Annotated in this window: 25 protein-coding genes; 11 read left to right on the forward strand and 14 right to left on the reverse strand. The window is 73.1% G+C overall.

Annotated elements, in window-relative coordinates; all coding sequences use genetic code 11:
* Positions 1 to 2 precede the first annotated feature (2 nt).
* The 4 genes from ACIBQ6_RS38080 to metH all read right to left on the reverse strand — a co-directional run bounded on the left by ACIBQ6_RS38080 (position 3) and on the right by metH (position 5,953).
* A complete protein-coding gene (locus ACIBQ6_RS38080; protein WP_352364026.1) occupies positions 3 to 1,001 on the reverse strand; it encodes an ABC transporter permease in 999 nt (332 codons plus the stop codon).
* Positions 1,002 to 1,275: 274 nt separating this feature from the next.
* A complete protein-coding gene (locus ACIBQ6_RS38085) occupies positions 1,276 to 1,740 on the reverse strand; it encodes a cellulose synthase (RefSeq protein ID WP_358298993.1) in 465 nt (154 codons plus the stop codon).
* Positions 1,741 to 1,825: 85 nt separating this feature from the next.
* On the reverse strand, positions 1,826 to 2,467 hold the full coding sequence (locus tag ACIBQ6_RS38090) for an HAD family phosphatase (RefSeq protein ID WP_358298991.1): 642 nt from the start codon (positions 2,465 to 2,467) through the stop codon (positions 1,826 to 1,828).
* Between the two features lie 21 nt (positions 2,468 to 2,488).
* Entirely contained in the window at positions 2,489 to 5,953 is a 3,465-nt protein-coding gene (metH, locus tag ACIBQ6_RS38095) for a methionine synthase (protein WP_397218032.1), read from the reverse strand.
* A gap of 306 nt (positions 5,954 to 6,259) precedes the next feature.
* Between metH and ACIBQ6_RS38100 the strand changes: the two genes are divergently transcribed.
* Positions 6,260 to 7,114 carry a PAC2 family protein gene (locus tag ACIBQ6_RS38100; protein WP_397218034.1) on the forward strand — a complete coding sequence of 285 codons (855 nt, stop codon included), beginning with the start codon at positions 6,260 to 6,262 and terminating at the stop codon, positions 7,112 to 7,114.
* A 536-nt stretch (positions 7,115 to 7,650) separates the two neighbouring features.
* On the opposite strand, the gene ACIBQ6_RS38105 is transcribed toward ACIBQ6_RS38100, so the two are convergent.
* The 3 genes from ACIBQ6_RS38105 to ACIBQ6_RS38115 form a co-directional block, all read right to left on the reverse strand.
* On the reverse strand, positions 7,651 to 8,400 hold the full coding sequence (locus ACIBQ6_RS38105) for a sirohydrochlorin chelatase (protein WP_397218037.1): 750 nt from the start codon (positions 8,398 to 8,400) through the stop codon (positions 7,651 to 7,653).
* 38 nt (positions 8,401 to 8,438) lie between these two features.
* Positions 8,439 to 8,603: a hypothetical protein gene (locus ACIBQ6_RS38110; protein ID WP_397218039.1), complete on the reverse strand. Its 165-nt coding sequence runs from the start codon at positions 8,601 to 8,603 to the stop codon at positions 8,439 to 8,441.
* Between the two features lie 84 nt (positions 8,604 to 8,687).
* Positions 8,688 to 9,980, reverse strand: a complete 1,293-nt coding sequence (locus ACIBQ6_RS38115) for a uroporphyrinogen-III synthase (protein WP_397218041.1) — start codon at positions 9,978 to 9,980, stop codon at positions 8,688 to 8,690.
* A gap of 248 nt (positions 9,981 to 10,228) precedes the next feature.
* Between ACIBQ6_RS38115 and ACIBQ6_RS38120 the strand changes: the two genes are divergently transcribed.
* Positions 10,229 to 10,693: a peptide deformylase gene (locus tag ACIBQ6_RS38120; RefSeq protein ID WP_352364015.1), complete on the forward strand. Its 465-nt coding sequence runs from the start codon at positions 10,229 to 10,231 to the stop codon at positions 10,691 to 10,693.
* Here the strand turns inward: ACIBQ6_RS38120 and ACIBQ6_RS38125 are convergent.
* From ACIBQ6_RS38125 to ACIBQ6_RS38135, 3 genes are all read right to left on the reverse strand, one after another.
* Entirely contained in the window at positions 10,629 to 10,913 is a 285-nt protein-coding gene (locus ACIBQ6_RS38125; RefSeq protein WP_357977583.1) for a WhiB family transcriptional regulator, read from the reverse strand. The two genes, ACIBQ6_RS38120 and ACIBQ6_RS38125, sit on opposite strands and share 65 nt — an antisense overlap.
* A gap of 75 nt (positions 10,914 to 10,988) precedes the next feature.
* Complete coding sequence (locus ACIBQ6_RS38130; protein WP_358298983.1) at positions 10,989 to 11,909, reverse strand: glycosyltransferase; 921 nt, start codon at positions 11,907 to 11,909, stop codon at positions 10,989 to 10,991.
* A complete protein-coding gene (locus tag ACIBQ6_RS38135; protein WP_358298981.1) occupies positions 11,906 to 12,499 on the reverse strand; it encodes an HAD-IIIA family hydrolase in 594 nt (197 codons plus the stop codon). Before ACIBQ6_RS38135 ends, ACIBQ6_RS38130 begins: the two co-directional genes overlap by 4 nt.
* Positions 12,500 to 12,672: 173 nt before the next feature.
* Between ACIBQ6_RS38135 and ACIBQ6_RS38140 the strand changes: the two genes are divergently transcribed.
* From ACIBQ6_RS38140 to ACIBQ6_RS38180, 9 genes are read left to right on the forward strand one after another with little or no spacing between them, the layout of a single operon-like run.
* A complete protein-coding gene (locus tag ACIBQ6_RS38140) occupies positions 12,673 to 14,304 on the forward strand; it encodes a carbamoyltransferase (RefSeq protein WP_397218044.1) in 1,632 nt (543 codons plus the stop codon).
* Positions 14,301 to 15,380: a glycosyltransferase family 2 protein gene (locus ACIBQ6_RS38145; RefSeq protein ID WP_397218046.1), complete on the forward strand. Its 1,080-nt coding sequence runs from the start codon at positions 14,301 to 14,303 to the stop codon at positions 15,378 to 15,380. Before ACIBQ6_RS38140 ends, ACIBQ6_RS38145 begins: the two co-directional genes overlap by 4 nt.
* Positions 15,377 to 16,594, forward strand: a complete 1,218-nt coding sequence (locus ACIBQ6_RS38150; RefSeq protein WP_397218048.1) for a glycosyltransferase family 9 protein — start codon at positions 15,377 to 15,379, stop codon at positions 16,592 to 16,594. The genes ACIBQ6_RS38145 and ACIBQ6_RS38150 overlap by 4 nt, the downstream gene beginning before the upstream one ends.
* A complete protein-coding gene (locus ACIBQ6_RS38155; protein WP_397218050.1) occupies positions 16,591 to 17,784 on the forward strand; it encodes a glycosyltransferase in 1,194 nt (397 codons plus the stop codon). Before ACIBQ6_RS38150 ends, ACIBQ6_RS38155 begins: the two co-directional genes overlap by 4 nt.
* A gap of 2 nt (positions 17,785 to 17,786) precedes the next feature.
* A complete protein-coding gene (locus ACIBQ6_RS38160) occupies positions 17,787 to 18,335 on the forward strand; it encodes an SIS domain-containing protein (protein ID WP_357977238.1) in 549 nt (182 codons plus the stop codon).
* The gene (locus ACIBQ6_RS38165; protein ID WP_358298972.1) at positions 18,335 to 19,678 is read left to right on the forward strand and encodes a PfkB family carbohydrate kinase; all 1,344 of its coding nucleotides are present in this window, start codon (positions 18,335 to 18,337) and stop codon (positions 19,676 to 19,678) included. Before ACIBQ6_RS38160 ends, ACIBQ6_RS38165 begins: the two co-directional genes overlap by 1 nt.
* Positions 19,675 to 20,349: an SDR family oxidoreductase gene (locus ACIBQ6_RS38170; protein WP_352363997.1), complete on the forward strand. Its 675-nt coding sequence runs from the start codon at positions 19,675 to 19,677 to the stop codon at positions 20,347 to 20,349. Before ACIBQ6_RS38165 ends, ACIBQ6_RS38170 begins: the two co-directional genes overlap by 4 nt.
* On the forward strand, positions 20,340 to 21,212 hold the full coding sequence (locus tag ACIBQ6_RS38175; RefSeq protein ID WP_397218052.1) for a glycosyltransferase family 9 protein: 873 nt from the start codon (positions 20,340 to 20,342) through the stop codon (positions 21,210 to 21,212). Before ACIBQ6_RS38170 ends, ACIBQ6_RS38175 begins: the two co-directional genes overlap by 10 nt.
* A complete protein-coding gene (locus ACIBQ6_RS38180) occupies positions 21,209 to 22,171 on the forward strand; it encodes a UDP-glucuronic acid decarboxylase family protein (protein WP_358298968.1) in 963 nt (320 codons plus the stop codon). Before ACIBQ6_RS38175 ends, ACIBQ6_RS38180 begins: the two co-directional genes overlap by 4 nt.
* Positions 22,172 to 22,423: 252 nt before the next feature.
* On the opposite strand, the gene mshC is transcribed toward ACIBQ6_RS38180, so the two are convergent.
* The 4 genes from mshC to ACIBQ6_RS38200 are packed head-to-tail and all read right to left on the reverse strand — an operon-like array spanning position 22,424 to position 25,635.
* A complete protein-coding gene (gene mshC / locus ACIBQ6_RS38185) occupies positions 22,424 to 23,641 on the reverse strand; it encodes a cysteine--1-D-myo-inosityl 2-amino-2-deoxy-alpha-D-glucopyranoside ligase (protein ID WP_397218054.1) in 1,218 nt (405 codons plus the stop codon).
* Positions 23,638 to 24,294, reverse strand: a complete 657-nt coding sequence (locus ACIBQ6_RS38190) for an NRDE family protein (RefSeq protein WP_397218056.1) — start codon at positions 24,292 to 24,294, stop codon at positions 23,638 to 23,640. The genes mshC and ACIBQ6_RS38190 overlap by 4 nt, the downstream gene beginning before the upstream one ends.
* 31 nt (positions 24,295 to 24,325) lie before the next feature.
* Positions 24,326 to 25,090 carry an SCO1664 family protein gene (locus ACIBQ6_RS38195; RefSeq protein WP_352327876.1) on the reverse strand — a complete coding sequence of 255 codons (765 nt, stop codon included), beginning with the start codon at positions 25,088 to 25,090 and terminating at the stop codon, positions 24,326 to 24,328.
* Positions 25,087 to 25,635 (reverse strand): DUF3090 domain-containing protein, encoded by a 549-nt coding sequence (locus ACIBQ6_RS38200; RefSeq protein ID WP_352363409.1) that lies wholly within the window; start codon positions 25,633 to 25,635, stop codon positions 25,087 to 25,089. The genes ACIBQ6_RS38195 and ACIBQ6_RS38200 overlap by 4 nt, the downstream gene beginning before the upstream one ends.
* Between the last annotated feature and the right edge of the window lie 3 nt (positions 25,636 to 25,638).

The raw sequence follows: 25,638 nt of genomic DNA on the forward strand, positions 1-25,638 counted from the left end.
CCTTATCGGGCCTTGGGATCGAAGGCGTCCCTGAGGCCGTCACCGAGCAGGTTGAACGCCAGCACGGTGATGAAGATCGCGAGGCCGGGGAAGATCATGAAGTTGGGCGCCACGTCGTAGTTGTGGACCGCCTCAGCCAGCATGCCTCCCCACGTGGGGGTCGGCGGCCGCACGCCCACGCCGAGGAAGGAGAGTGCGGCCTCGAACAGGATGTTCGACGGGATCAGCAGCGTCGAGTACACGAGGATCGGCGCGAGCAGGTTGGGCAGGATCTCCTTGAACAGGATCGTGTGGCTGCGCGCGCCCAGGCTTCTGGAGGCGTCGACGAACTCCCGCTCGCGCAGGGAGAGCGTCTGGCCCCGGATGATGCGCCCGATGTAGGGCCAGTTGAAGAAGCCGATGATGAACACCAGCAGGCTGATCCTGAGGGTGTCGCCCGACATGCCGAACGCCTTGTCGGGGATGACGCCGGCCAGCGCCAGCGCGAACACCAGCAGCGGGAAGGCGAGGAAGATGTCCATGAGGCGGGAGATGATGGTGTCGACCCAGCCGCCGAAGAAGCCGGCGATCATCCCCAGCACGGTGCCGATCACCACGCACAGCAGCGTCGCGAAGAACGCGATCAGCAGCGAGATGCGGGCGCCGTACAGGATCCGGCTGAACAGGTCGCGGCCCGTGGTGGGCTCGACACCGAACAGGAAGTCCCAGCTCATGCCGCCGAAGGCGCCGATCGGAGCCTGGATCGCCGGGTCGATCTTCTCCCGGTGCCATTCGGCCGGGTCGTGACCGAACCACGACACCAGCAGCGGCGCGAAGATCGCCACGAGGATCAGCAGGACGATGACGATGCCGCCGATCATCGCGATGCGGTCGCGCTTGAGGCGCATCCAGGCGATCTGCCCGAGGGAACGCCCCCGGATGACTGAAGACTCCGCCCCCTCAAGAACGGTCTCCGGCCCGGCCTCGACGGCCGAGTCAGGAACATCGAGCGGTGCGGTCATGCCAGTGGCCCCCTGGATTCCAGACGACGTCGTCCGTGTCGGCGCGACCCGGTCAGGGTAGTGCGCCCGTGCAAGGCGAGTCCGCAGAGTCGCGGCCCCAGGAGGCAGAATCTATGGCCTGAGCTGGTATGACCAGTCCCTCAGCGCTCGATGTGGCTCAACTGTGATTGACGCGAAACTTATTCGTATCGATCTTGATGTGAATGTCTACGGCCCGTCCCGGTTGGGTCTCGGAACTGTGACAGTGCCGATCCACGACCGTTTCCGTCCGAAATCAGCTGATGCCGCGGCGCTTCAGAAGCGCTTCGATATCGGAGAAGTCATCGTCGGTCTTGGGGGTCTTCGGGGCCACCGACGGCTGGGGTTTGTTCGCTACAGGCTGAACCGGCGGCTTCCCTCCCGGCTCGGGAGCGGCCTTCTTCTTGCGCCCCAAGGACAGCCTGCGGCCGCGCATCACCCCGGAGACCACGAACAGCACGGCGGCCAGGCCCGCCACGGCCACACCGGCCCACACCATCGGGTTGAGCACCAGCCCGGTGACGAACCCCACCGCGGTCGCCCCGATCGTCCACAGCGCGCTGAGCGCGCCGGTCAGGTAGGCCGCCACCGGCAGCAGGGACCAGGCCGCCAGCCTCATCCCCGCGGCCGCACCCCGGCGCCTGAAGGCCAGGAAGCTCAGCACCAGCCCTACCGCCGTCACCCCGGCGCACAGCGGCAACCAGGCGATCTGATTGAACATTACGGCCGCCCCTCGTCTCGACTACGCCTTCCATCCTGGCACGCGAAACGACGGGGGCCTCTCCTCCGCGAGGACCAGACGCCCCCTAGGGGATCAGCGCGCGCAGATCGGCGACGCCGACGCCGGCCAGCGAGGAGACCACCAGACGGCCGGGGGCAGGCTCGACGGGCAGCAGGTTGGGGACGGCCACGACGGCGCAGCCGGCCGCCGTGGCGGCCGCCACGCCGTTGGGTGAGTCCTCCAGCACCACGCAGCGCACCGGCTCGACGCCGAGCAGCCCGGCCGCCTTGAGGTAGGGCTCGGGGTCGGGCTTGGTCCGCTCGACGTCGGCGGCGGTGACGACGACGTCGAAGCGGTCTTCGCCGAAGCCCTTCAGCACGGCGTCGGCGATCTCCTTCATCGACGAGGTGACCAGGCCGACCGGCACCCCCTCGTCGCGCAGCGCCTCCAGCAGCTCCGCGGCCCCCGGCATGACGGCGACGCCCTCGGCCAGGCGCTCGACCATGCCGGCGACCATCCACTCCTGCACCGTCGGCGCCGGGACGTCGGCCCCGGAGACGGCGAGCATGTAGTCGAGCGTGCGCTCCATGGACCCGCCGACCAGGTGGGCCTGGTGCTGGGGCGTCCAGGCGGCGCCGAGCCTGGCCATCACCCTGGTCTCGATCTCCAGCCAGACCTTCTCGCTGTCGACGAGCAGGCCGTCCATGTCGAAGAAGACCGCTTCCACGTGCTTTCCCCCGATGACGAACTAGACGTTGAAGTACTTGGCCTCGGGGTGGTGTGCGACCAGCGCCGAGGTGGCCTGCTCGGGGTGGAGCTGGAACTCCTCCGACAGGCTGACGCCGATGCGCCCCGGGTCGAGCAGCTCGAACAGCTGCTGCTGGTCCTCCAGGTTGGGGCAGGCCGGGTAGCCGAAGGAGTAGCGGCAGCCCTGGATGTTGACCTTGAGCATGTCGTCGAGGGTCTCCTGACCGCCGATGCCCCACTCCGCGCGCACCCGGGCGTGCCAGTACTCGGCCAGCGCCTCGGTGAGCTGCACCGACAGGCCGTGCAGCTCCAGGTAGTCGCGGTAGGCGTCCTTGGCGAACAGCTCGGCGGTGGCCTGGGAGATCTTGGCCCCCATGGTGGCCACCTGGAAGCCGACGACGTCGACCTCGCCGGAGTCCTTGCTCCGGAAGAAGTCGGCCAGGCACAGGTGCCGGTCGCGGCGCTGGCGCGGGAAGGTGAAACGGGTGCGCTCGTTGCCGTCGTCACCCAGGATGATCAGCGAGTCGCCGTCGCTGACGCACGGGAAGTAGCCGTAGACGACGGCCGCCTCCAGCAGGCCCTCGGTCTGCATGCGCTCCAGCCACATGCGCAGCCTGGGCCGGCCCTCGGTCTCGACCAGCTCCTCGTAGCCGGGCCCGTCGCCGCCCCTGGTGGGCTTGAGGCCCCACTGGCCCAGGAACAGGGCGCGCTCGTCGAGGAAGGCCGCGTACTCGTTCAGCGAGATGCCCTTGACCACGCGGTCGCCGTGGAAGGGCGGCGTGGGCACCGGGTTGTCGGCGGCCACGTCGGAGCGGGCGGGCAGCTCCTCGACCGGGGTGCGCTGCAGCACCGCGCCGGTCCTGACCCGCCGCTCGCGCAGCGGCGGCAGCGTGGCGCCCGCGACGCCGCGCTTGACGGCCATGAACGAGTCCATCAGCCGCAGGCCCTCGAACGCGTCGCGGGCGTAGCGCACCTCGCCCTCGAACAGCTCGGCGAGGTCCTGCTCGACGTAGGCGCGGGTGAGCGCGGCGCCGCCGAGCAGCACCGGGTACTTCTCCGACAGGCCCCTGGAGTTCATCTCCTCCAGGTTCTCCTTCATGATGACCGTCGACTTCACCAGCAGCCCGGACATGCCGATCACGTCGGCCTTCTGCTCGTCGGCGGCCTCCAGGATGGCCGAGACCGGCTGCTTGATGCCGAGGTTGACCACCTGGTAGCCGTTGTTGGACAGAATGATGTCCACCAGGTTCTTGCCGATGTCGTGCACGTCGCCCTTGACCGTGGCCAGCACGATGCGGCCCTTGGTCTCGCCCTCGACGCGGTCCATGTGCGGCTCCAGGTAGGCCACGGCGGCCTTCATCACCTCGGCCGACTGCAGCACGAACGGCAGCTGCATCTGGCCGGAGCCGAACAGCTCGCCGACCGTCTTCATGCCGTCGAGCAGCACCTCGTTGATGATCTCCAGCGCGGGCCGCTGGGTGAGCGCGTCGTCGAGGTCGGCCTCCAGGCCCTTGCGCTCGCCGTCGATGATGCGCCGCTTGAGCCGCTCCCACAGCGGCAGCGCGGCCAGCTCCTCGGCCTTGCCGGCGCGCATGGCCGCGGCGTCGACGCCCTCGAACAGGTCCATGAAGCGCTGCAGCGGGTCGTAGCCCTCGCGGCGGCGGTCGTAGACCATGTCGAGCGCGACCTGGCGCTGCTCGTCGGGGATGCGGGCCATCGGCAGGATCTTGGAGGCGTGCACGATGGCGGAGTCGAGGCCGGCGTTGACGCACTCGTTGAGGAACACCGAGTTGAGCACCATGCGGGCGGCCGGGTTGAGGCCGAAGCTGATGTTGGACAGCCCCAGCGTGGTCTGCACGCCCGGGTAGCGGCGCTTGAGCTCGCGGATGGCCTCGATGGTCTCCAGGCCGTCGCGCCTGGTCTCCTCCTGGCCCGTCGCGATGGGGAAGGTCAGGCAGTCGACGATGATGTCCTCGACGCGCATGCCCCAGTTGCCGGTCAGGTCCTCGATGAGGCGGGAGGCCACGCGCACCTTCCAGTCGGCGGTGCGGGCCTGGCCCTCCTCGTCGATGGTCAGCGCGACGACGGCCGCGCCGTGCTCGCGCACCAGGCGCATGATCTTCTGGAAGCGGGAGTCGGGGCCGTCGCCGTCCTCGTAGTTGACGGAGTTGACGGCCGCCCGGCCGCCGAGCATCTCCAGGCCGGCCTGGAGCACGGCGGGCTCGGTGGAGTCGAGCATGATCGGCAGCGTGGAGGCGGTGGCGAAGCGGAAGGCCAGCTCCTTCATGTCGGCCACGCCGTCGCGGCCGACGTAGTCGACGCACAGGTCGAGCATGTGGGCGCCGTCGCGGGCCTGGTCGCGGGCGGTCTCCACGCAGTCGTCCCAGCGGCCCTCCAGCATCGCCTCGCGGAAGGCCTTGGAGCCGTTGGTGTTGCAGCGCTCGCCGATGGCCAGGTAGGAGGTGTCCTGGCGGAAGGGGACCGTCTGGTAGAGGGAGGATGCGCCGGGCTCGGGGTGGGGGCGGCGCGCGACCGGCTCCTTGCCGCGCACCCGCTCGACCACCTGGCGCAGGTGCTCGGGGGTGGTGCCGCAGCAGCCGCCGACCAGCGACAGGCCGTAGTCGCGGGCGAAGGTCTCGTGCGCGTCGGCCAGCTCCTGCGCCGACAGCGGATAGTACGCGCCGTCGGAGGTGAGCACCGGCAGGCCGGCGTTGGGCATGCAGGACAGCTTGAGCCGGGAGTGGCGGGCGAGGTAGCGCAGGTGCTCGCTCATCTCGGCCGGGCCGGTCGCGCAGTTGAGCCCGACGATGTCGACGCCGAGCGGCTCGATCGCGGTGAGTGCGGCGCCGATCTCCGAGCCGAGCAGCATCGCGCCGTTGGTCTCGATCGTCACCTGGGCGATGATCGGGACGTCCCGGCCGGCCGCCTCGACGGCCCGCTTGGCGCCGATGACGGCGGCCTTGACCTGGAGCAGGTCCTGGCAGGTCTCGATGATGAGCGCGTCGGCGCCGCCCGCGATCAGGCCGGCCGCGTTGTCGCGGTAGGCGTCGCGCAGACTCCGGTAGGGCAGGTGGCCCAGCGTCGGCAGCTTGGTGCCAGGCCCCATCGAGCCGAGGACGAAGCGCGGCTGCTCCGGCGTGGACCAGTGGTCGGCCCGCTCGCGGGCGATGCGGGCGCCGGCCTCGGAGTACTCGAAGACGCGCTCGCCGATGTCGTACTCGCCGAGCGCGGCCAGGTTGGCGCCGAAGGTGTTGGTCTCGACGCAGTCGACGCCGACGGCGAAGTACGCGTCGTGCACGCCCTGGACGATGTCGGGACGGGTGACGTTGAGGACCTCGTTGCAGCCCTCGTGCCCCTCGAAGTCGTCGAGCGTCGGGTCCTGCGCCTGGAGCATCGTGCCCATAGCCCCGTCGGCCACGATCACGCGCTGGGACAACACTTCTCGGAAGGACGGGGAGATGCTCATGCCGTAGAGCTTATCGGCTGAGTCCCGACCGCTTATTCTTCCGCCTGTCAATTGACCCGGCGTCCAATACCGGTGGGCCCGTCCGGCTTCCTTCGTGTCGTTCCGGCGGGCGGTCCGCCCCTTTCGGGGTGATCCGCTAGGGGCGAACGAAAGGGAGGGGTGAGCGCCGTGGGACGGGGGATAGTCGCGTGGTGGGCTGGGCGAAAGGGGTGGGCCGGTGGCTCGGAGCGTTCGCGGGGAGATCGGTGACGCCGACGCCTGCTTACCGCATAGGCTTAGCGCGATGAGGGAGAGAGGAGGCGACACGTGATCGAGCTCGAAGGGCTCCCCGAGCTCGTCGACCCGGTGCTCATTGCCGCGTTCGAGGGGTGGAACGACGCGGGCGAGGCTTCCAGCGGTGTGATCGCCCATCTCGAGTCGTCCTGGAAGGCCGAGCCGCTGATCGCGCTCGACCCCGACGACTACTACGACTTCCAGGTCACCCGTCCCGTGGTGGAGATGGGCGACGGGCTGACCCGGTCCATCGTGTGGCCGACGACGCGGCTGTTCCACGCCCGTCCGCCGGGCAGCGAGCGCGACGTCGTGCTGCTGCGCGGCATCGAGCCCAACATGCGCTGGCGTTCCTTCTGCGCCGACATCATCCAGGTCTGCCGCGAGCTGGGCGTCGAGCTGGCGGTCATGCTGGGCGCGCTGCTCAACGACTCGCCGCACACCCGTCCTGTGCCGATCCTGGGCGGGGCCACCGACGAGGCGCTGGCCCGTTCGACCAACCTGGAGCTCAGCCGCTACGAGGGCCCCACCGGCATCGTCGGCGTGCTCCAGCACGCCTTCGGCGAGGCCGGGCTCGACGCGATCTCGCTGTGGGCCTCGGTCCCCCACTACGTCGCCCAGCCGCCCAACCCGAAGGCCACCCTCGCGCTGCTGCGCCGCATGGAGGACGTGCTGGAGATCTCGATGCCGCTCGGCGACCTCGACGAGGAGGCGCGCGCCTGGGAGCGCGGCGTCGACGAGCTGGCCTCGCAGGACAGCGAGGTGGCCGAATACGTCAAGGAGCTGGAGGAGCGCAAGGACGCGGCCGAGCTGCCGGAGGCGAGCGGCGACGCGATCGCCGCCGAGTTCGAGCGCTACCTGCGCCGCCGCGACCGCGACACCGACAGCTGACCCCGGGCTCAGACCACCACACCCGCTGACCGACTCCTGGGCTCATCCCGGCCCAGACCGTTACACCCGACGACTGACTCCGGGGCATCTCCGTATCGGGCTGCCCCACCCGACGGCTGCCCCCGGGCCATTTCGGCCCACGGCCCCCCACCTGGCCACTGACTCCGAGGCCCATCCCGTCTCAGGCCGCCACACCTGACCGCCTGCTCCCGGAGCAGTCCCGCGGCGCGGTCCTCCACACCCGGCGGCCGACTCTGCGAGCAGCCCTTGGGGGTCCGGGCGGGGCGGTGAGTTCGTGTGGCTGTGTCCCAGGCCGCGTTGGGAGGTCGCGTTTCGCGTCCCCGAGGCCAGGGCTGTGAGGTCGCGCGTGTGCATCCCTGAGGCCGGAAGGTGAGGGATCGCTGGGGTACATGCCAGGCCCGCGGGCTGAGAGGGCGTTCGGCTACAGCTCGGGGAGCGGAAGCGAGGTCGGTCGCTGCATCTCTCCATGCCTGTGAGGTCGCGTGGCCGGATTTCGGGGCATGTGAGGGCGGGTGTTACGTCCGGGCGGCGGGGGTCGGGTGCGGGTGTCGGTGTGTGAGGGACTGGTCGTAGCGGTGCCAGATGAGGGCGGTCACGGCGGGGTCCGGGGCGAGCGGGGCGGTGACCAGGTCGGCGCCCGAGGCGGTCAGCCGGTCGTGGAAGAAGCCGGGGGCCAGCACGTACGAGGCCACCACCACCCGGCCGCGGGACGTCCTGCGTGCCTGGTCCACCGCGTCCGGCAGCGACGGCGTCCCTGAGGCGGCGAAGGCCGCCGTGACCGGCCGCGACAGGCGTACCGAGAGCCGCCGGGCCGCGGCGCGCACGTCGGCGAGCCCGGCGGGGTCGGACGAGCCCGCCGCGCCCAGGATCACCGTGTCGTCGGCGCGCAGCCCCGCCTGGGCCAGCGTGCGGACGAGCGCCGAGGTCAGCAGGGCGTGCGGACCGAGCCGCCCGGCCACCAGCGCGTCCGGACGGCGGGCGGCGACCACCTCGGGCAGGTCGACGTGCACGTGGTAGCCCCCGGCCAGCAGCAACGGCACGACCACCACCGGCCCCGGCACGGCCGGCAGCACGTCGGCGAGCAGCGGCGCGCTGATCTCCAGGAAACTCGGCTCGACCCGGCACCCCGGCCGGGCCCTACGGACTGAACGGGCCAGCGCGGCCAGCGCCCGCTCCCCCGCCGCACTCCGCGTGCCGTGCGCGGCCAGCACCAACGTGGGCAGCGCCCCGTCCTTCAGCGCGAACCCACTCACCAGAGGGGACACACCCACCAGAGCGGGCGCACGTACAAGAGCGGGCGCACTCACGACAGCAGATGCACGCACGCCAGCAGGCGAATGCACGTGCACAGGTGCACCCACGACGTCGGGCGCACGCACGACGTCGGGCGCACGTACGAGAGCGGGCGCACGTACGAGAGCGGGCGCGTGCACAGGTGCACGCACGACATCGCACGCACCCACGACATCGGGGGCACGCACGAAGGCCGGGGCACGCATGAGAGTGGGCCCGATGTCCGGGGCCAGGCCGGGGTGGGTGGGGTGGAGAGGGGTCATGGGGTGGGCTGGTGGGGGCAGGCCAGGCGGTAGCCGCGTTTGACGACCGTCTCGACGATGCCGGCCGGACCCAGGGCGCGGCGCAGCCGGGTGACGGCCATCTCCACCGCGTGCTCGGCCGAGTCCCGGGCCGCGCTGCCCGGCAGCACCGTGCGCAGGTCGGCGCGGGAGACGACGTGGCCCGGCTTGTCGGCCAGGCGTTTGAGCACCGCCATCGGCGCGGGCGGCAGCGGACGCAGGTCGCCGTCCACGACGACGGCGTGGCCGCGCACCTCCAGCCGGTGCCCGCCCGCGACCAGCCGGGTGACGCCGTGCTCGGGCAGGTGCCTGGCCAGCGCGCGGGCCAGGGCGCCGAGACGGGACCGGTCGGGCCGCAGGACGCGTACGCCGCGCGAGGTCAGCGGCTCGGCCGTCACGGGCCCCACGCAGGCGGCCACGACGGGCCCGCCGAACGCGGCCAGCAGCGCGTCCTCCAGCCCGTCGGAGCGGGCCGCGCCGAGCATGGCATGGACGGCGGGCGCGCTGGTGAAGGCCACCGCGTCCACCGCGCCCGAGACGGCCTGGCTGATCAGGCGGCGCAGGGGCGAGCCGTCGCGGCAGGGCAGCCACCGGTAGACCGGGATCTCGATCACCTCGGCCCCGGCCGCGCGCAGGGCCGCCACGAAGGCGGTGAGCGGCTCGCCGTGCTGCTGGACCGCGATGCGCCGACCGCGCAGGTCCTGGGCGAGCAGGTGCTCCTTGACCTCGTCGCAGGACTCGGTGACGGGCGTCCAGTGGTCGGTCAGTCCGGCGGCCCGTACGGCTCCCCTGGCCTTGGGGCCGCGGGTGAGCAGGCGGGCCCGGCCGAGGTGGTCGCCCAGGTCGGCGGACAGGCCCCAGCCCTCGGCGGCGGCCATCCAGCCGCGGAAGCCGACGCCGGTGGTGACGACCACGTCGTCCAGGGGGGCCTGGAGGGTGAGCCGGGTGGCGGCGAGCAGGTCGGCGTCCTCGGCCAGGGGCACCAGGCGGATGGCGGGCGCGCTGACGACGCGGGCGCCGCGCCGCGCCAGCAGCGCGGCGAACTCCTCCCGCCGCCGCGTGGCGGTCACCCCGATGGTGAACCCGGCCAGCGCGTCGGGCGCCGTCTCAGGTGACCCTTGGATGAACCCGGCCGGCGCGTCGGGCGCCGTCTCAGGAGACCCTTGGATGAACCCGGCCGGCGCGTCGGACGCCGTCTCAGGAGACCCTCGGGTGAACCCGGCCGGCGCGTCGGACGCCGTCTCAGGAGACCCTTCGGAAAGGGCGGTCATGCCGGCACCTCCGGGCAGGCGGGGCCGGGCCGGGCCCCGAGCGCCCGGCCGGGCGTCACAGGCGCGGGCGACGCAAGTGAGATCACCCTCCGATCCTGCTTTCGGGTGGTTTCACCCTTGGGTCTCCACTGTTACCGCTGTGCTACAAGGCCCGGCCTTCAGGGTTGAGGGGATCCGGCGACGGGAACCGTTCCGCATGACGATCGCGGCGTTTCGGGGAGTTGCGGGTGACGGTCCGGCCTATTCGCGTGTTCGACGATCCGGTGCTCCGCGTGGTGGCGGAGCCGGTGCACGACTTCGACCGGGAGCTGCGGCGCCTGGTGAAGTCGCTGACGCTCACTCTGCGGGCGGGCACGGGCCGGGCGGGCCTGTCGGCCCCGCAGATCGGCGAGCCGGTGCGGGTGCTCGTCTACTCCTACGACGGCCGGTCCGGGCATCTGGTCAACCCGCGGCTGGAGCTGTCGGAACGGCGGATCACCGCCGACGAGGCGTGCCTGTCGGCGCCGGGCCTCTGGCGTCCGCTGGAACGCTCCTACATGGTCACGGCGCGCGGCCGCGACATGTTCGGCAAGCCGGTGACGCTACGGGCGCTGGGCGTGCTGGCGAGGGTGCTGCAACACGAGGCCGATCATCTCGACGGGGTGCTGTTCAGCGACCACCTCGAAGCTGAGGAGCGGGAACGCTTTCTTGCCGAGGCACTGCCGGCGAGCTGAGCTCACGCCGCTGTTCGGGGTCGGTGCCGCCCCACACGCCGTGCGCCTGACGGGTGTCCAGCGCGTACTGCAGGCAGGGCCGGCGCACGGGGCACCGGCCGCAGATGGTCTTGGCCTTCTCGACCTGCGAGCGGCCGGGGCCTTCGAGCGAGATCGGGAAGAACAGTTCGGGGTCCAGTTCCAGGCAGGCTGCCCTGCGTGACCAGTTGAGCATCATCATGCCCATCGCGCCTACCCATGCCTTCCGGCGTCATACCTGTCAGATCCCGGCTCGGACCTCGACTTGCATCCCGGCTCAGATCTCGGCCAGCAGCCGGTCCCAGTCCCGCAGGAACCTGGGCAGGCCGTAGCGCGCCAGGGCGGCGGCGCGCGCGGCCTTGCCGGCCTGGGCGGCCCGCTCGGGGTCGGTGACGAAGGCGTGCAGGGCGTCGGCCAGCACGTCCACCCTGGTGGAGAGCACCCCGGCCTCCTGCGGCACCGCCTCGACGGCCTCGGTGGTGGCCAGCGCCACGACGGGCATGCCCAGGGTCATGGCCTCGATGAGGGCCAGGCCCAGCGACGTCCAGCGGTAGGGGTGCAGGTAGGCGCGTCTGCGGGCCAGGGCGGCGTGCATGACGTGCTGCGGCAGGTCCTCGTAGGTGCCGTACGGCAGTCCGTCCACCTTCATGCCGAACACGTCCAGCGGGACGCGCTCGGCGAAGCGCGGCAGCAGGTCGGTGCCGGCGACCCTGGTACGGCGTACCGGCTCGTTGACCACGACGCCGGCCCTGGCCAGCTCGCCGGTGTACAGGTGGCCCGGGTCGGGGACGCCGTGCTCGATCACGCGGGTGGGCGCCCGGCCGTTGTCCCAGAACAGCTCGTTGAAGTGGGTCACATGGACGATCGTGATGTCACTCTGGCCGGACAGCGGATGCCTCGTGCGCGGGACGTCGCCGGCCGGGGTGTTGTGCTCGACGTACACGCCGGGGGCCGCGCGGCCGAGCCACTCGCGGGCCAGGTCGATCTCGTGCGGCCGCTGGTAGACGACCACGTCGATCGGCTCGTCGCGGAGCCGGTCGTAGGCCACCTCGCGGACGTTGTCCGGCCAGTCGTAGGTGGCGGCGCGCCCCCGGCCGTCGGGACCGCGGCCGGGAACGAGCGGCAGCACGTAGTCGTGGCCGCCGCTGACGAAGGCGCTGGTCCACGAGCCGTGGACGTGCCAGATGAGGATCCTCACCAGCGGCTCCAGCCCATGGCCCGGGCCCAGGGCGCGGACGAGGCCGCCGCCACGGGCATCTCGGGCGCGCTGAGCACCCGGTCGACGACGTCGGTGAGATCGTCGGCGACCTCGGCCGCCTGCTCGATCTCCTCCTCCAGCGTCTGCCTGGTCGGGACGAGGATGCCCCGGGCCCCCGCGGCCCTGGCCGCCTCCATGTCCCGGCCGATGTCGCCGACCACCACGCAGTCGCGCGGGCTGACGTCGAGGACGGCGGCCGCCCTGATCACCAGCCCCGGCGCCGGTTTGCGGCAGGTGCAGCCGTCGGCGTCGTCGTGCACGCAGATGGCCCACGCGTCGAACGGCCCGAGCAGCTCCTCCACCCTGGCGTTCACCTGGTCCATCTCGTCCGGCGAGAGCAGGCCCTTGGCGACGCCGGACTGGTTGGTGACCACCGCGACGGGCACGTCGGCCCGGCGGAGCCTGCCGAGCGCCTCGACCGCTCCCGGCATGGGCTCGACGAGGCGCGGGTCGCCGTTGTACGGCACGTCTTTGATCAAGGTTCCGTCCCGGTCGAAGAGGACGGCCCCGGGACGTCGCTTTTCGAACACCTCTCACCTCCGTCGCGTGGTCCGGCAGCTACCCGGGCCACCACCCGGCAAACAACTACTCAGAGTGACTAATCCCAGGCGGTTTCGCCCGTTTTCGCATCTCCCGAGGTAGCCCCAGGTTTGAGAGCCGCTTCTCTCGGTAGCGGTTCTCGACATCTGCGGGGGAGGAAACGATGAAGTTTCTCGGCATCAACGCGATCTTCCACGACCCGGCCGCGGCGCTGGTCGTCGACGGGAAGATCGTGGCCGCGGCGGAGGAGGAGCGCTTCAGCCGCCGCAAGCACGGCAAACGGCCGCTGGCGTTCTCCGCGTGGGAGCTGCCCGAGCAGGCCGCCGCCTGGTGCCTGCACGAGGCGGGCCTGTCCCCCGAGGACCTGGACGCCGTGGCCTACTCCTACGACCCGGCGCTGGTGGTCCAGCGGCCGGAGGGCGACTGGGAGGACCTGCGCACGAAGTACGCCGTCCGGGCCCCCGCCTTCCTGGCGACCGCGCTGCCGGGCCTGGACGCCGGGCAGGTCACCTACGTGCCGCACCACGTGGCGCACGCCGCCTCGGCCGGCCTGGCCTCCCCCTGGCGCGACTGCGCGGTGCTGGTGTGCGACGGGCGCGGCGAGAACGTCTCGCACCTGGCCGGCCGCTACCGCGACGGCGAGCTGGAGGTGCTGGCCGCCCAGGAGCTGCCGCACTCGCTCGGCCTGATGTACGAGGACGTCACCCAGCACCTGGGCTTCCTGCGCTCCAGCGACGAGTACAAGGTCATGGCCATGGCCTCCTACGGCCGGCCGCGCCACCTGGAGTCGCTGCGCGAGATCATCTACACGACCGGCGACGGCGGTTTCCGCGTCGAGCCGGTCGACTGGAACGTCTACGTCAAGGCCCTGGGCATGGGCGAGCCGTGGACCTCCGACCACGCCGACCTGGCCGCCAGCGTGCAGGCCCGGCTGGAGGAGGTGCTGCTGGAGCTGGCCCGCTGGCTGCACGAGCGCACCGGCGAACGGCGGCTCGCGCTGGCCGGCGGGGTGGCGCTGAACTGCGTGGCCAACACCCGGCTGCTGGACGAGGGGCCGTTCGAGGAGGTGTGGGCCCAGCCGGCCGCCGGCGACTCCGGCACGGCGCTGGGCGGCGCGCTGCACCTGGCGCAGACCTACGGCGAGCCGGCCGGTCCCATGCCGGGCGCGGCGCTCGGGCGCGGGTTCACCGACGAGGAGCTGGGCGCCTGGCTGGACGTGGCGCGGGTGCCGTACACGCGGCCGGCCGACCTGGGCGCGGCGGTGGCCGCCGAACTGGCCGCCGACCGGATCGTGGCCTGGTTCCAGGGCCGGTCCGAGTACGGGCCGCGGGCGCTCGGCCGCCGGTCGCTGCTGGCCCATCCGGGGCACGCGGGCAACACCGAGCGGCTCAACGACGTCAAGGGCCGGGAGCAGTTCCGGCCGATCGCGCCGATGGTCCTGGAGTCCAGGGCGCCGGAGATCTTCGGGCGGGGGCCGGTGCCCTCGCCGTACATGCTGTTCGTGCACGACGTGCGCGAGCCCTGGCGGGACCGCATCCCGGCGGTGGTGCACGTGGACGGCACCGCGCGCATCCAGACGATCTCGCCGGCCGACGACCCGCTGATGGCGCGGGTGCTGACCGAGTTCGAGGCGCGCACGGGGCTGCCGGTGGTGGTCAACACCAGCCTGAACACCGCGGGCCGGCCGATGGTCGACGACCCGCGGGACGCGCTGGAGTGCTTCGGCTCCTCGCCGGTGGACGTGCTGGCGCTGGGGCCTTACCTGGTGCGGCGCGGGGAGGTGTTCGCGTCGTGATCACCGTCGTGATCCCCACCATCGGCCGCGCCACGCTGCGGGAGACGCTGGCGGCGGTGGGCCGGTCGGTGCCGGTGATCGTGGTGGACGACCGGCGGGCGGGCGCCGCCGCGCTGGAGCTGCCCGATCACGTGCGGGTCGTGCGCTCGGGCGGCCGGGGCCCGGCCGCGGCGCGCAACGCCGGGTGGCGGGCCGCCGGGACGCCCTGGGTGGTGTTCCTCGACGACGACGTGATCCCCGCGCCCGGGTGGGCCGAGGCGGTCTGGAAGGACCTGGTGGACCTGCCCGACGACGTGGGCGGCAGCCAGGGCCGGATCGTGGTGCCGCGACCGGCCGGCCGGCGGCCCACCGACGCCGAGCGGCACACGCTGGGGCTGTCGGACGCGCTGTGGGTGACCGCCGACATGGCCTACCGGCGTTCGGTGCTGGAGCAGACCGGCGGGTTCGACGAACGTTTCCCCCGCGCCTACCGCGAGGACGCCGACATCGCCCTGCGGGTGGCGCGGGCGGGCCACCGGCTGGTCGCGGGCGAGCGGGTGACCACGCACCCGGTGCGCCAGGACGGGTTCTGGGCGAGCGTGCGCTTCCAGCGCGGCAACGCCGACGACGCGCTGATGCGGCACCTGCACGGGCCGGACTGGCGGCAGGCGATCGGCGGCTCGGGCGGCCGGCTGCGCCGCCACGCCGCCACCTCGGCCGCCGCGCTCACGGCCGCCGCCCTCGGCCTGGCCGCCACCGTGGCCCGCCCGTCCGGGAAAGGGCGCGCTGACCGGTGGCCGGAGAGGCGGCCCGGCGAGCGGCCCGGCAGTCGGCCCGGCAGGCGGCTCGATCGGCGGCCCGGCAGGCGGGGCGCGGCCGGCGGGTGGGGCGCGGCCGGCGGGTGGCGGGCGTTGCCGGTGCTGGCCGCGTTCGCCGGAGCCCTGTGGGCCGCGATGACCGCCGAGTTCGCCTGGCGGCGCATCGCCCCAGGGCCGCGTACTCCGCGCGAGGTGTGGCGCATGGCCGTCACCAGCGTGGTGATCCCGCCGGTCGCCTGTGTGCACCGGCTTCGGGGGGAATGGAGGTGGCGGCGATGAGACGTCGCGATCCGGCGGCTCGGTGCGGCCGCGGCCGTACGAACGCCACGCAGTGCCGCGGCAAGGCCGGACGGGCCGCCCGCGCCCGCAAGCCCGCGGAACCCACCACAGCGCAGACCGCCACAGCGGAGGCCGGCACGCTGGAGGCGGCGGCGTGCCGGGCGGCCGGAGAGCACGGCGGCGGCCGGGGACGCGTCCTGGTGGCGCGGCTCGACGACGCCGGCGACGTCCTGCTGGCCGGGCCCGCCACCCGGGCCGTGCGCACGCTCGCCGACGAGCTGGTCTTCCTGGCCGGTCCCAACGGCCGGGCCGCCGCCGAGCTGCTGCCCGGCGTGGACCGGGTGATCGAGTGGCGGGCGCCGTGGATCGACCACTCCCCCGCCGCCGTGTCCAACGCCCAGGTCGCCGACCTGATCGCCCGGGTGGAGGGCGTGGACGAGGCGCTGCTGCTGACCTCCTTCCACCAGTCGGCGCTGCCGCTGGCCCTGTTGCTGCGGATGGCCGGCGTGCGGCGCGTCTGCGCGATCAGCAACGACTACCCCGGCTCGCTCCTGGACGTCCGGCACGTCGTGGACGAGACGCTCGACGTGCCCGAGGCCGAGCGCATGCTGGCCGTCGCGCGGGCCGCCGGGTTCGATCTGCCACCCGGCGACGACGGCAAACTGGCTGTTCGGCGGCCCTTGCCGGATATCGGCCGGGAAAGCGGGCAGCTCCTAGGCGTCGGCGGCGCTGCCGATGAACGCTCGTACGTCGTGGTGCATCCAGGGACGTCAGCCCCCGCCAGAACGTGGCCGGCCGACAAGCATCGGCAGGCCGTCAGGGAGCTGGTGGACGACGGGCACCGGGTCGTCGTGACCGGCAAGGAACGTGACCTCACCGCCTACGTGGCCTGCGACGCGGCAGTCGACCTCGGGGGCAGGACCACGTTCGCCGAGCTGGCCGCCGTGATCGAAGGCGCCAGTGTGCTGGTGGCCGGGAACACCGGTCCCGCGCATCTGGCCGCGGCCGTCGGCACACCGGTCGTGAGCCTGTTCGCCCCTGTCGTCCCCGCCGCTCGATGGGCCCCGTACGGCGTTCCCACGGTGCTGCTCGGCGACCAGCAGGCGCCCTGCTCGGGAAGCAGGGCGCGCACCTGTCCGGTGGCCGGGCACCCGTGCCTGTCCCTGGTGACAAGTGAGCAGGTGGTCAAGGCAGTGAGGGAGCTGACGCAGTGAAGGTCGATCTCATCTCCGAACACGCCGATCCGCTGGCGGCCATCGGTGGCGTGGACGCGGGCGGGCAGAACGTCTACGTCGCGCACCTGGCCGTCGCACTGGCCGAGCGCGGGCACACGGTCGTCGTCCACACCAGGCGCTCGGCGCGGTCGCAGCCCGACGCGGTGACCATGGCGCCCGGCGTCACGGTCGAGTACGTCACGGCGGGGCCGGCCGCGGTCGTGCCGAAGGACGAGCTGCCGCCGTACATGCCGGAGTTCACCGAACGCCTGGCCGACCGCTGGGCGGCCGACCCGCCGGACGTGGCCCACGCGCACTTCTGGATGAGCGGCCAGGCGGCCCTGCGGGCCGCCGCCGGGGGCGTGCCGGTGGTGCAGACCTTCCACGCGCTCGGCACCGTGAAGCGGCGCTGGCAGGGCGAGGCCGACACCAGCCCGGCGCACCGGATCGAAACCGAGCGCGAGATCGGCAAGCGGGCCGACGCCGTGCTGGCCACCTGCAGCGACGAGGTCAGCGAGCTGTGCGCGATGGGCGTGCCCGAGCGGCGCGTCACGGTGGTGCCCTGCGGGGTGGACCTGACGGCGTTCCGCCCGCAGGGGCCGGTCGCGCCGCGCGCGGGCGCCAAGGTGGTGCTCAGCATCGGCCGGATGGTGCCGCGCAAGGGCGTGGACACCTTGATCGCCGCGCTGCGCCAGCTCCCGGACGCCGACCTGGTGATCGCCGGCGGCGGCCCGGACGACGAGGAGGAGACCGCCCGGCTGCGCGACCTGGCCCTCGCCTACGGGCTCCAGGACCGGGTGCACCTGATCGGCAGCGTCCCGCGCACGCACGTGCCGGCGTTGATGCGCTCGGCCGATGTCGTGGTCACCGTGCCCTGGTACGAGCCGTTCGGGATGGTCCCGATCGAGGCGATGGCCTGCGGCGTGCCCGTCGTGGCCTCGGCGGTCGGCGGCCACCTGGACACGGTCGCGGGCTGCGGCGTGCTGGTCCCGCCGCGCCGCCCGCGGGCCCTGGCCAGGGCGCTGCGCGACGTGCTCGCCGACCCGGGCAGGCGCGCGGCGCTGGGCGCGGCGGGGGCGCGGCGGGCCCGCGAGCGGTACGGCTGGTCGCGCATCGCCGAGCAGACCGAGGCGGTGTACACGCAGGTCATCGACGGCAAGCTCTGCCGCCTGGCCGCTCTGGGGGGTTGATCATGGACAGACATCTGGAAAAGCTCTGGACCACGCTGGAGAAGGTCGACGACCACGCGGTCACCATCCGCGCCTGGGGCGGGAAGCTGGCCGGCGTGCTGTCGGCCGGCGGCCGGCTGCTGGCCTGCGGCAACGGCGGGTCGGCGGCCGAGGCCCAGCACCTGACGGCCGAGCTGGTGGGCCGGTTCAGGGCCGACCGGCCGCCGTACGCGGCGATCCCGCTGCACGGCGACAGTTCCTCGATGACCGCGATCGCCAACGACTTCGGCCACGAGGAGGTCTACGCCCGCCAGGTGCGGGCGCACGGCCGTCCCGGTGACGTGCTGATGTGCCTGTCCACCAGCGGCGGCAGCCCGAACGTGCTGGCCGCGGCCCGCGCGGCGCAGGAGGTCGGCGTGGTCGCCTGGGCGCTGACCGGGCCCGCGCCGAACCCGCTGGCCGACCTGTGCGACGAGGCCGTGGCCGTGCCCGCGCAGGAGACGGCCACCGTCCAGGAGGTGCACCTCGCCATGATCCACCTGCTCTGCGACGCCATCGAGGAGGCCGTCTGATGGGCCCCCTCGTCGTCATCGGCGACACACTGCTCGACGTGGACGTCGAGGGCGACAGCGAGCGGCTGTGCCCGGACGCGCCGGTCCCGGTGGTCGACATCGCGGCCGAGCACGCCCGCCCCGGCGGAGCCGGGCTGGCCGCGCTGCTGGCCGCGCGGGACGGCGCGGAGGTGGTGCTGATCACCGCGATCGGCGACGACCCCGACGGTCACCGCCTGTGCGCGCTGCTGTCGGAGGAGGTCGAGCTGGTACGCCTGCCGCTGAACGGCGGGACCGTGCGCAAGACCAGGGTCAGGTCGAGAGGCCAGACCATGCTCAGGCTCGACAGCGGCGACGGCGTCACCCGGTCCGACCCGCCCGGCGAGATCCCCGAGGAGATCACGGCCGTGCTGGCCCGCGCCGGCGCCGTACTGGTCTCCGACTACGGCAGGGGCGTGGCCGGCATGGCCCGGGAGCTGCTGCGCGAGGCCCGCGTACCGGTCGTGTGGGACCCGCACCCCCGGGGCGGGCCGCCCATGCCGGGCTGCACGCTGGTGACGCCGAGCGAGGCGGAGGCCAGGATGTTGTGCCCGGACGGCTACCGCGGCCCCGACCACGCGGCCCGCCGCCTGGTGCGGGAGCTGCGCGCGGGAGCCGTGGCGGTCACCACCGGCGGCAACGGCGCCACGCTGGCCGTCCAGGGCGGCCCGCTGACGCGGGTGCCGCCGCCGGTGACGGCGGCCGGGCAGGACGCGTGCGGCGCGGGCGACCGGTTCGCCGGCGCCGCGGCGCTCGCGCTGCGGGACGGCGCGGACGTCGAGGAGGCGGTCACCATCGGCGTCGGCGAGGCCTCGCGCTTCGTCGAGCGCGGCGGGGCCGCCACCGTCAGGACCCAGGAACAGCGGCTCGGCGACCGGCCGCGCACCGCGCTGGAGGTGGCCAGGCTCACCCGCGCGCAGGGCGGCCGGCTGATCGCCACCGGCGGCTGTTTCGACCTGTTGCACGCGGGGCACGTGAGCCTCCTGCGGCGGGCCAGGGCGCTGGGCGACGCTCTCGTCGTCTGCGTCAACTCCGACGACTCGGTGCGCAGGCTGAAGGGCCCGTCCAGGCCCGTGGTCGACGCGCGGGACCGGGTCGAGGTGCTGCGGGCGCTGAGCTGCGTGGACGCGGTCCTGGTGTTCGAGGAGGACACCCCGGCCGAGTCCATCGAGCTGCTGCGGCCCGACGTGTGGGTGAAGGGCGGGGACTACGAGGGGGAAGTCCTGCCCGAGTCAGAGGTCCTGGAGCGGCTCGGCGCCGAGTTCGTCGCCCTCAGCACGCTGCCGGGACGTTCGACCAGCAATCTGATCAGGGAGATCCAGTGAATATTTTGATCACCGGGGGCGCCTCCGGTCTCGGCCTGGCCACCGCCGAAGCGGTCGAGAAGGAGGGCTGGCGGGCGCTCGTCGTCGACGTGCGCGAGCCGGACCAGCGCTTCGACCACGTCACGGCCGACCTGGCCGACCGCGGGCAGGCCGAGCGGGCCGTGCGCGAGCTCGCCGAGCGGGCCGGCGGCCTGGACGGCGTGGTGACCGCGGCCGGCATCGACGCCTGCGGACGCCTGGAGGACGTGCCCGCCGACGACTGGGAGCGGGTGATCCAGGTCAACCTGCTCGGCACGGCCGCCGTCGTCCGGGCGGCGCTGCCGTATCTGAAGCGGAGCCGCGGCAAGGTGGTGACCTGCGCCTCGACGCTCGGGCTGCGCCCGCTGAGCGACGCCTCGGCGTACTCGGCCTCCAAGTTCGGCGTCGTCGGCTTCACCAGGGGCCTGGCGGTCGAGCTGCGCGGCGAGGTGGGGGTGACCCTGCTGATCCCGGGCGGCATGCGGACGAGCTTCTTCGACGGGCGTCCCGAGCAGTACAAGCCGGGCCCGGAGGCGGGGCTGAACGACCCGGCCGACGTCGCCCAGACCGTCGTGTTCGCGCTCCGGCAGCCGGCCGGATGCGAGGTCAGAGAGCTGGTCGTCTGCCCCTCGACGGAGACGTCATGGCCCTAGAACTGCTGGCGTTGCGCGGGCTCGGCCTGGGCGACCTGCTCACGGCCGTCCCCGCGCTGCGGGCGCTGCGGCAGTCGTTCCCCGGGCACCGGATCACGCTGGCCGCGCCGAAGTCCCTGGAGGCCCTGCTGCCGCTGATCGGCGCGGTGGACGCCCAGGTGGACGTGTCCGGGCCGGGCCCGGTGCCGTTCCAGCGGCCCGACATCGCGGTCAACCTGCACGGCAAGGGACCGCAGAGCATCGAGGCGCTGCGCGCCACCGACCCGGGCCGGCTGATCAGCTTCGGCGTCGGCCCGCCGTGGCAGGACGGCGTGCACGAGGTGCGGCGCTGGTGCGGCCTGCTGGAGTGGCACGGCATCCCCGCCGACCCGGAGGACCTGACGCTCGGCATCTCCGACCGGACGGGCCCGGTGATCGTGCATCCGGGGGCCGCCTACCCGGCGCGGCGCTGGCCGCCCGAGCGGTTCGCCGAGGTCGCGGCGGCGCTGGACGACGTGGTCGTCACCGGCAACGCCGACGAGGTGCCGATCGCCAGGAAGGTCGCCGAGCTGGCCGGGCTGCCGCCGGAGCGCATGCTGGCCGGCCGCACCCGGCTGGCCGACCTGATCGACCTGGTCAGCCGGGCCAGGCTGGTGGTCTGCGGCGACACCGGGGTCGCGCACCTGGCGACGGCGTTCTGCGTGCCGTCGGTGGTGCTGTTCGGCCCGGTGCCGCCGTCGGAGTGGGGGCCGCCGCCCGGATGGCGGCACGTGGCCCTGTGGGCCGGTCGCAAGGGCGACCCGCACGGCCTGCGCCCCGATCCCGGCCTGCTCAGGATCGAGGTGTCGGAAGTGGTCGACGCAGCTCTGGAGGTCACGTCATGAGGGCTCTGGTCACCGGCGGAGCCGGCTTCCTCGGTTCCTACCTGTGCGAACGCCTGCTGGACGAGGGCGCCGAGGTCATCTGCATGGACAGTTTCCTGACCGGCGGCCCGCGCAACGTCGAGCACCTGCTGGACAATCCGGCCTTCCGGCTCATCGAGAGCGACCTGACCGGGTACGTGCACGTCCCGGGCCGGGTGGACCTGGTGCTGCACTTCGCCTCGGCCGCCTCGCCGGCCGACTACCTGCGCTACCCGATCGAGACGTTGCGGGTGGGCAGCGTGGGCACCCTGCACGCGCTCGGGCTGGCCAGGGAGAAGGGCGCCCGGTTCGTCCTGGCGTCCACCAGCGAGGTGTACGGCGACCCGCTGGAGCACCCGCAGAAGGAGACGTACTGGGGGAACGTCAACCCGGTCGGCCCGCGCAGCGTCTACGACGAGGCCAAGCGCTTCGCCGAGTCGCTGACCACCGCCTACCGCCACTCGCGCGGCACGGACACCGGGATCGTGCGCATCTTCAACACCTATGGCCCGCGGATGCGCCCGTTCGACGGCCGGGCGATCCCGACGTTCATCCGGCAGTCGCTGAAGGGCGAGCCGCTGACCATCACCGGCGACGGCACCCAGACCAGGTCGATCTGCTACGTGGACGACACCGTCTCGGGCATCCTGGCCATGGCCCGCAGCGACTTCACCGGCCCGGTCAACATCGGCAACCCGGACGAGCTGACCATGCTGGAGCTGGCCACCCTCATCCGCGACCTGACCGGTTCGGCCTCGGAGATCGAGTTCATCGACCGGCCCGCCGACGATCCGAAGGTGCGCCGGCCCGACACCACCCTGGCCGCCGAGCGGCTGGGCTGGCGGGCGGAGGTGCCCGCCAAGGAGGGGTTGCGGCGCACGATCGAGTGGTTCACCGCGGAGCTCGCCGCGAACGACAGGTTCGAGGAGCTGCGTGTGTGACGGAGAACGCCGAGGGATCGGCGACTCCACGGGAGGGGGGGGGGGGGGGGGGGGGGGGCGGGCCCCCCCCCCCCCCACCCCCGCCGCGCGGGGTGGGGGGGGGGGGGGGGGGGGGGGGGGGGGGGGGGGGGGGTGGGGGCGCGCGGGGGGGGGGGGGGCGCCCGGGCGTCGGCCTTCTCGGGGGCCGCGGCCCGCGGCGCCCCCCCCCCCCCCCCCCCCCCCCCACGACCATGTCACCCGTCGGTCGGTTTGTCAGAGGGCGATGCCGAGGAGGGCGTCGGTCAGGTCCTTGACCAGGCCGGGCTGCTGCGGGCCGCCCTCGGCCAGCGCCCGCTCGGCCCAGGCGTCGATCGCGGCCAGCGCGCCCGGCGAGTCGAGGTCGTCGGTCATCCGCTCGCGGACCGCGGCCAGCAGCTCCTCCGCGCGCGGCGCGCCCGGCAGGGCGACGGCCGAGCGCCACAGCGCGAGCCGGCGCTCGGCGGCGGCGAGCTGGTCGGGCGTGTACTCCCAGTCCTCCCGGTAGTGGTGGGCCAGCAGGACGAGCCGCACGGCCATCGGGTCGTGCTGCTGCCGCAGCCGGCTGACGAACACCAGGTTGCCCTTGGACTTCGACATCTTCTCGCCGTCGAGCGCCACCATGCCCGCGTGCGTGTAGAACTTGGCGAACGGCCACTCCCCCGTCGCCGCGTGCCCCTCGGAGGCGCCGCACTCGTGGTGCGGGAAGATCAGGTCGGAGCCGCCGCCCGCCACGTCGTAGCCGGGGCCCAGGTTGCGCAGCGCGATCGCGGTGCACTCGATGTGCCAGCCGGGACGCCCCCGGCCCAGGCTCGTCTCCCAGGCCGGCTCGCCGGGCCGCTCGGCCCGCCACAGCAGCCAGTCGAGCGGGTGCCGCTTGCCCGGCCGGTCGGGGTCGCCGCCGCGCTCGGCGGACAGGGCCAGCATCTCGGCCTCGTCGTACCCGGACACCTGGCCGAACTTGGGGGCGTCGGCCACCTTGAAGTAGACGTCGCCGTCGAGGTCGTAGGTGCAGCCCTTGGCGGCGAGCTCGGTGATCAGGTCGGCGACGTGGCCCACGACCTCGGTGACGCCGACGTACTCGCGCGGCGGCAGGATGCGCAGGGCCTCCATGTCGGTGCGGAACAGCTCGATCTCGCGCTCGGCCAGTTCCTGCCAGTCGATGCCGGTCTGGGCGGCCCGCTCCAGCAGCGGGTCGTCCACGTCGGTGGCGTTCTGGGTGTAGTGGACCTCGTGCCCGGCGTCCCGCCACATCCGGCCCACCAGGTCGAAGGCGTGGTAGGTGTTGGCGTGGCCGAGGTGGGTGGCGTCGTAGGGGGTGATGCCGCAGACGTACATCCGGGCGGTGGGGCCGGGATCGGTCTGCCGCACCTGCCTCGTCGTCGTGTCGTAGAGACGCAGCGGAATGCTCTCACCTGGGAGCTTGGGGATGTTCTGGGCAGACCACGATCTCATGCCTTTGAGCCTATCCGTGCCGTAAGGTCCGTGAACTCGTAGGCGGTGTCGTCCTGAGCCAGGGTGACCCGCATCACCGACAGCGAGGCGTAGACGCGGCCGTCGGGCAGGGTGTTGCGCACCAGGAGGGCGTCCGGCCGGTCGGAGTGCGCGCCGGTGATCAGCTCCGCCCAGTCGGGCGCGCTCGCGAAGCGTGGCAGGTGGGCCCGGACGCGGCCGGCGTCCGGGTCGAGGCCGGTGTTGACGACCATGCTGGTGCCGTCGGGCAGGGCGGAGGCGGTGAGGCGGTCGCCGTCCCAGCTGAACAGCCGCACGCCGGACAGGTCGGCGAGCACGAGGTGGAAGGGGTCGTAGCGGGTCAGGTCGACGTCCGGGACGTCGCCCGTGGACACCGCGATCAGGGCCAGGTCGCCGCGGGAGACCCTGATGGTCTCGGGGGCCATCGTGCCGTGGCCGTTGAGGAGGGCGGCGGCGCGGCAGGCGGACGGGGAGACGGCCATCCAGGTGCCGCCGCCCTTGAGGTCACGGCCGCCGATCACCCCGGGATGCTCGGGCCAGTGCTCCCCGGGCGCCTCCCAGGGACGGTCGGTGAGCTCGTCCCGCACGCCCATGAGGGTCAGCGGCTCCCCGGTTCTCACGATCAGCGTGCACATGCGGCAAAGGGTATAAAACCCCCGCCAGTCCTCAGATAGGGGGCCAGGGAACCGCCGGCCACCCTTCCGACGGGTACGGATGCACGCCGGTGTCCAGCAGCCGCCTGACCCGCCGCCAGGTGGCCTCCACCTCGGCCAGCGTGAGCAGCTCGCGCAGCCGCCGCCCCAGCGAGCCCGACTCCAGGTCGCGCTCCAGCTTGGCCAGCACCGCCACCGCCTCGCGCGCCAGCGGCTTGCCCCGCCACTGCCACAGCACGGTACGGAGTTTGTCCTCGACCGAGAAGCAGACGCCGTGGTCGACGCCGTAGACGTGCCCGGTCGGCAGCGGAAGCAGGTGACCGCCCTTGCGGTCGGCGTTGTTGACCACCGCGTCGAACACCGCCATCCGGCGCACCACCGGGTTGCGGCTCTTGACCAGCCGCATCAGGTCGATCTCGCGCTCGGTGTCGATCCACAGCTGGCACATGCCGGGCCCGAACGGGCCCTCGCGGTAGACGGTCGGCGGCACGATGCGCCAGCCGGTCGCCTGGGAGACCTCGTAGGCGGCCACCTCGCGGGCGGCGAGAGTGCCGTCGGGGAAGTCCCACAGGGGGCGCTCGCCGCGGACGGGCTTGTAGACGCAGGCGGCGCTGCGGCCGCCCAGCTTGATCGAGCAATAGAGAGTCATGTTGGTGGCCTCGACCAGGCGGCCGGCCACCTCCAGGCGCCCGTCGCGCAGCAGCGTGAGCGCCTCCTCCTCCTGCATGATCGGCCCTTGTGGCGGCTTGACGGCCGGTTCGCTCTCAGGAGCGGTCATGAAGCCGCCTCACCCCCGCGGTAGCCGTTGAGTCGGACGCAGACATGGCCTTCGGCGTCGAGCGGCTGCCCGCACAGGGGGCAGGGAGGACGGCCCGCCGCCACGATCTGGAGCGCCCTGCGGGTGAAGGCACGGGCGGCCCCGGCGCTGATCCGCACCCGCAGCACGGCGGGGTCGGGGCCGTCGAGGTCCTCCTCGTCGATGACCTCCTGCGCCTCGATCACCACCTGGGACTTGTCGTCGTCCCAGGCGAGCGCCATGGTGCCGACCCGGAAGTCCTCCGCGACCGGCACGTCGAGGGGGGCGTCGTCGGCCAGGTCGGCCGGAGCCAGCGCGGGCACGTGCGCGGTGCCCCCGCTGAGCCGCAGAACCTCGTCGAGCAGCTCGTCGAGCCTGCCCGCGAGCGCAGCCACCTGCAGCTTCTCCAGCGCCACGGTGGTCAGTCTGCCCTCGGCCCTGGCCTGCAGAAAAAAGACCCGCGCGCCCGGCTGCCCCAGGGCGCCGGCGACGAACCTCTCCGGTGGGTCGTAGTCGAAGACCGGCATAGC

The organism is Nonomuraea sp. NPDC049655, assembly GCF_044465465.1.
Lineage (GTDB): Bacteria > Actinomycetota > Actinomycetes > Streptosporangiales > Streptosporangiaceae > Nonomuraea.

Bases quoted from the DNA above. Each gene is read 5' to 3' on its own strand.
- ACIBQ6_RS38160 (WP_357977238.1), top strand. From the start codon at position 17,787: ATGGACAGACATCTGGAAAAGCTCTGGACCACGCTGGAGAAGGTCGAC.
- ACIBQ6_RS38165 (WP_358298972.1), top strand. From the start codon at position 18,335: ATGGGCCCCCTCGTCGTCATCGGCGACACACTGCTCGACGTGGACGTC.
- ACIBQ6_RS38125 (WP_357977583.1), bottom strand. From the start codon at position 10,913: ATGATGATGCTCAACTGGTCACGCAGGGCAGCCTGCCTGGAACTGGAC.
- ACIBQ6_RS38140 (WP_397218044.1), top strand. From the start codon at position 12,673: ATGAAGTTTCTCGGCATCAACGCGATCTTCCACGACCCGGCCGCGGCG.
- mshC (WP_397218054.1), bottom strand. From the start codon at position 23,641: ATGAGATCGTGGTCTGCCCAGAACATCCCCAAGCTCCCAGGTGAGAGC.
- ACIBQ6_RS38115 (WP_397218041.1), bottom strand. From the start codon at position 9,980: ATGACCGCCCTTTCCGAAGGGTCTCCTGAGACGGCGTCCGACGCGCCG.
- ACIBQ6_RS38110 (WP_397218039.1), bottom strand. From the start codon at position 8,603: ATGTCGTGGGTGCGTGCGATGTCGTGCGTGCACCTGTGCACGCGCCCG.
- ACIBQ6_RS38200 (WP_352363409.1), bottom strand. From the start codon at position 25,635: ATGCCGGTCTTCGACTACGACCCACCGGAGAGGTTCGTCGCCGGCGCC.
- ACIBQ6_RS38175 (WP_397218052.1), top strand. From the start codon at position 20,340: ATGGCCCTAGAACTGCTGGCGTTGCGCGGGCTCGGCCTGGGCGACCTG.
- ACIBQ6_RS38195 (WP_352327876.1), bottom strand. From the start codon at position 25,090: ATGACCGCTCCTGAGAGCGAACCGGCCGTCAAGCCGCCACAAGGGCCG.
- ACIBQ6_RS38180 (WP_358298968.1), top strand. From the start codon at position 21,209: ATGAGGGCTCTGGTCACCGGCGGAGCCGGCTTCCTCGGTTCCTACCTG.
- ACIBQ6_RS38190 (WP_397218056.1), bottom strand. From the start codon at position 24,294: ATGTGCACGCTGATCGTGAGAACCGGGGAGCCGCTGACCCTCATGGGC.
- ACIBQ6_RS38150 (WP_397218048.1), top strand. From the start codon at position 15,377: ATGAGACGTCGCGATCCGGCGGCTCGGTGCGGCCGCGGCCGTACGAAC.
- ACIBQ6_RS38085 (WP_358298993.1), bottom strand. From the start codon at position 1,740: ATGTTCAATCAGATCGCCTGGTTGCCGCTGTGCGCCGGGGTGACGGCG.
- metH (WP_397218032.1), bottom strand. From the start codon at position 5,953: ATGAGCATCTCCCCGTCCTTCCGAGAAGTGTTGTCCCAGCGCGTGATC.
- ACIBQ6_RS38080 (WP_352364026.1), bottom strand. From the start codon at position 1,001: ATGACCGCACCGCTCGATGTTCCTGACTCGGCCGTCGAGGCCGGGCCG.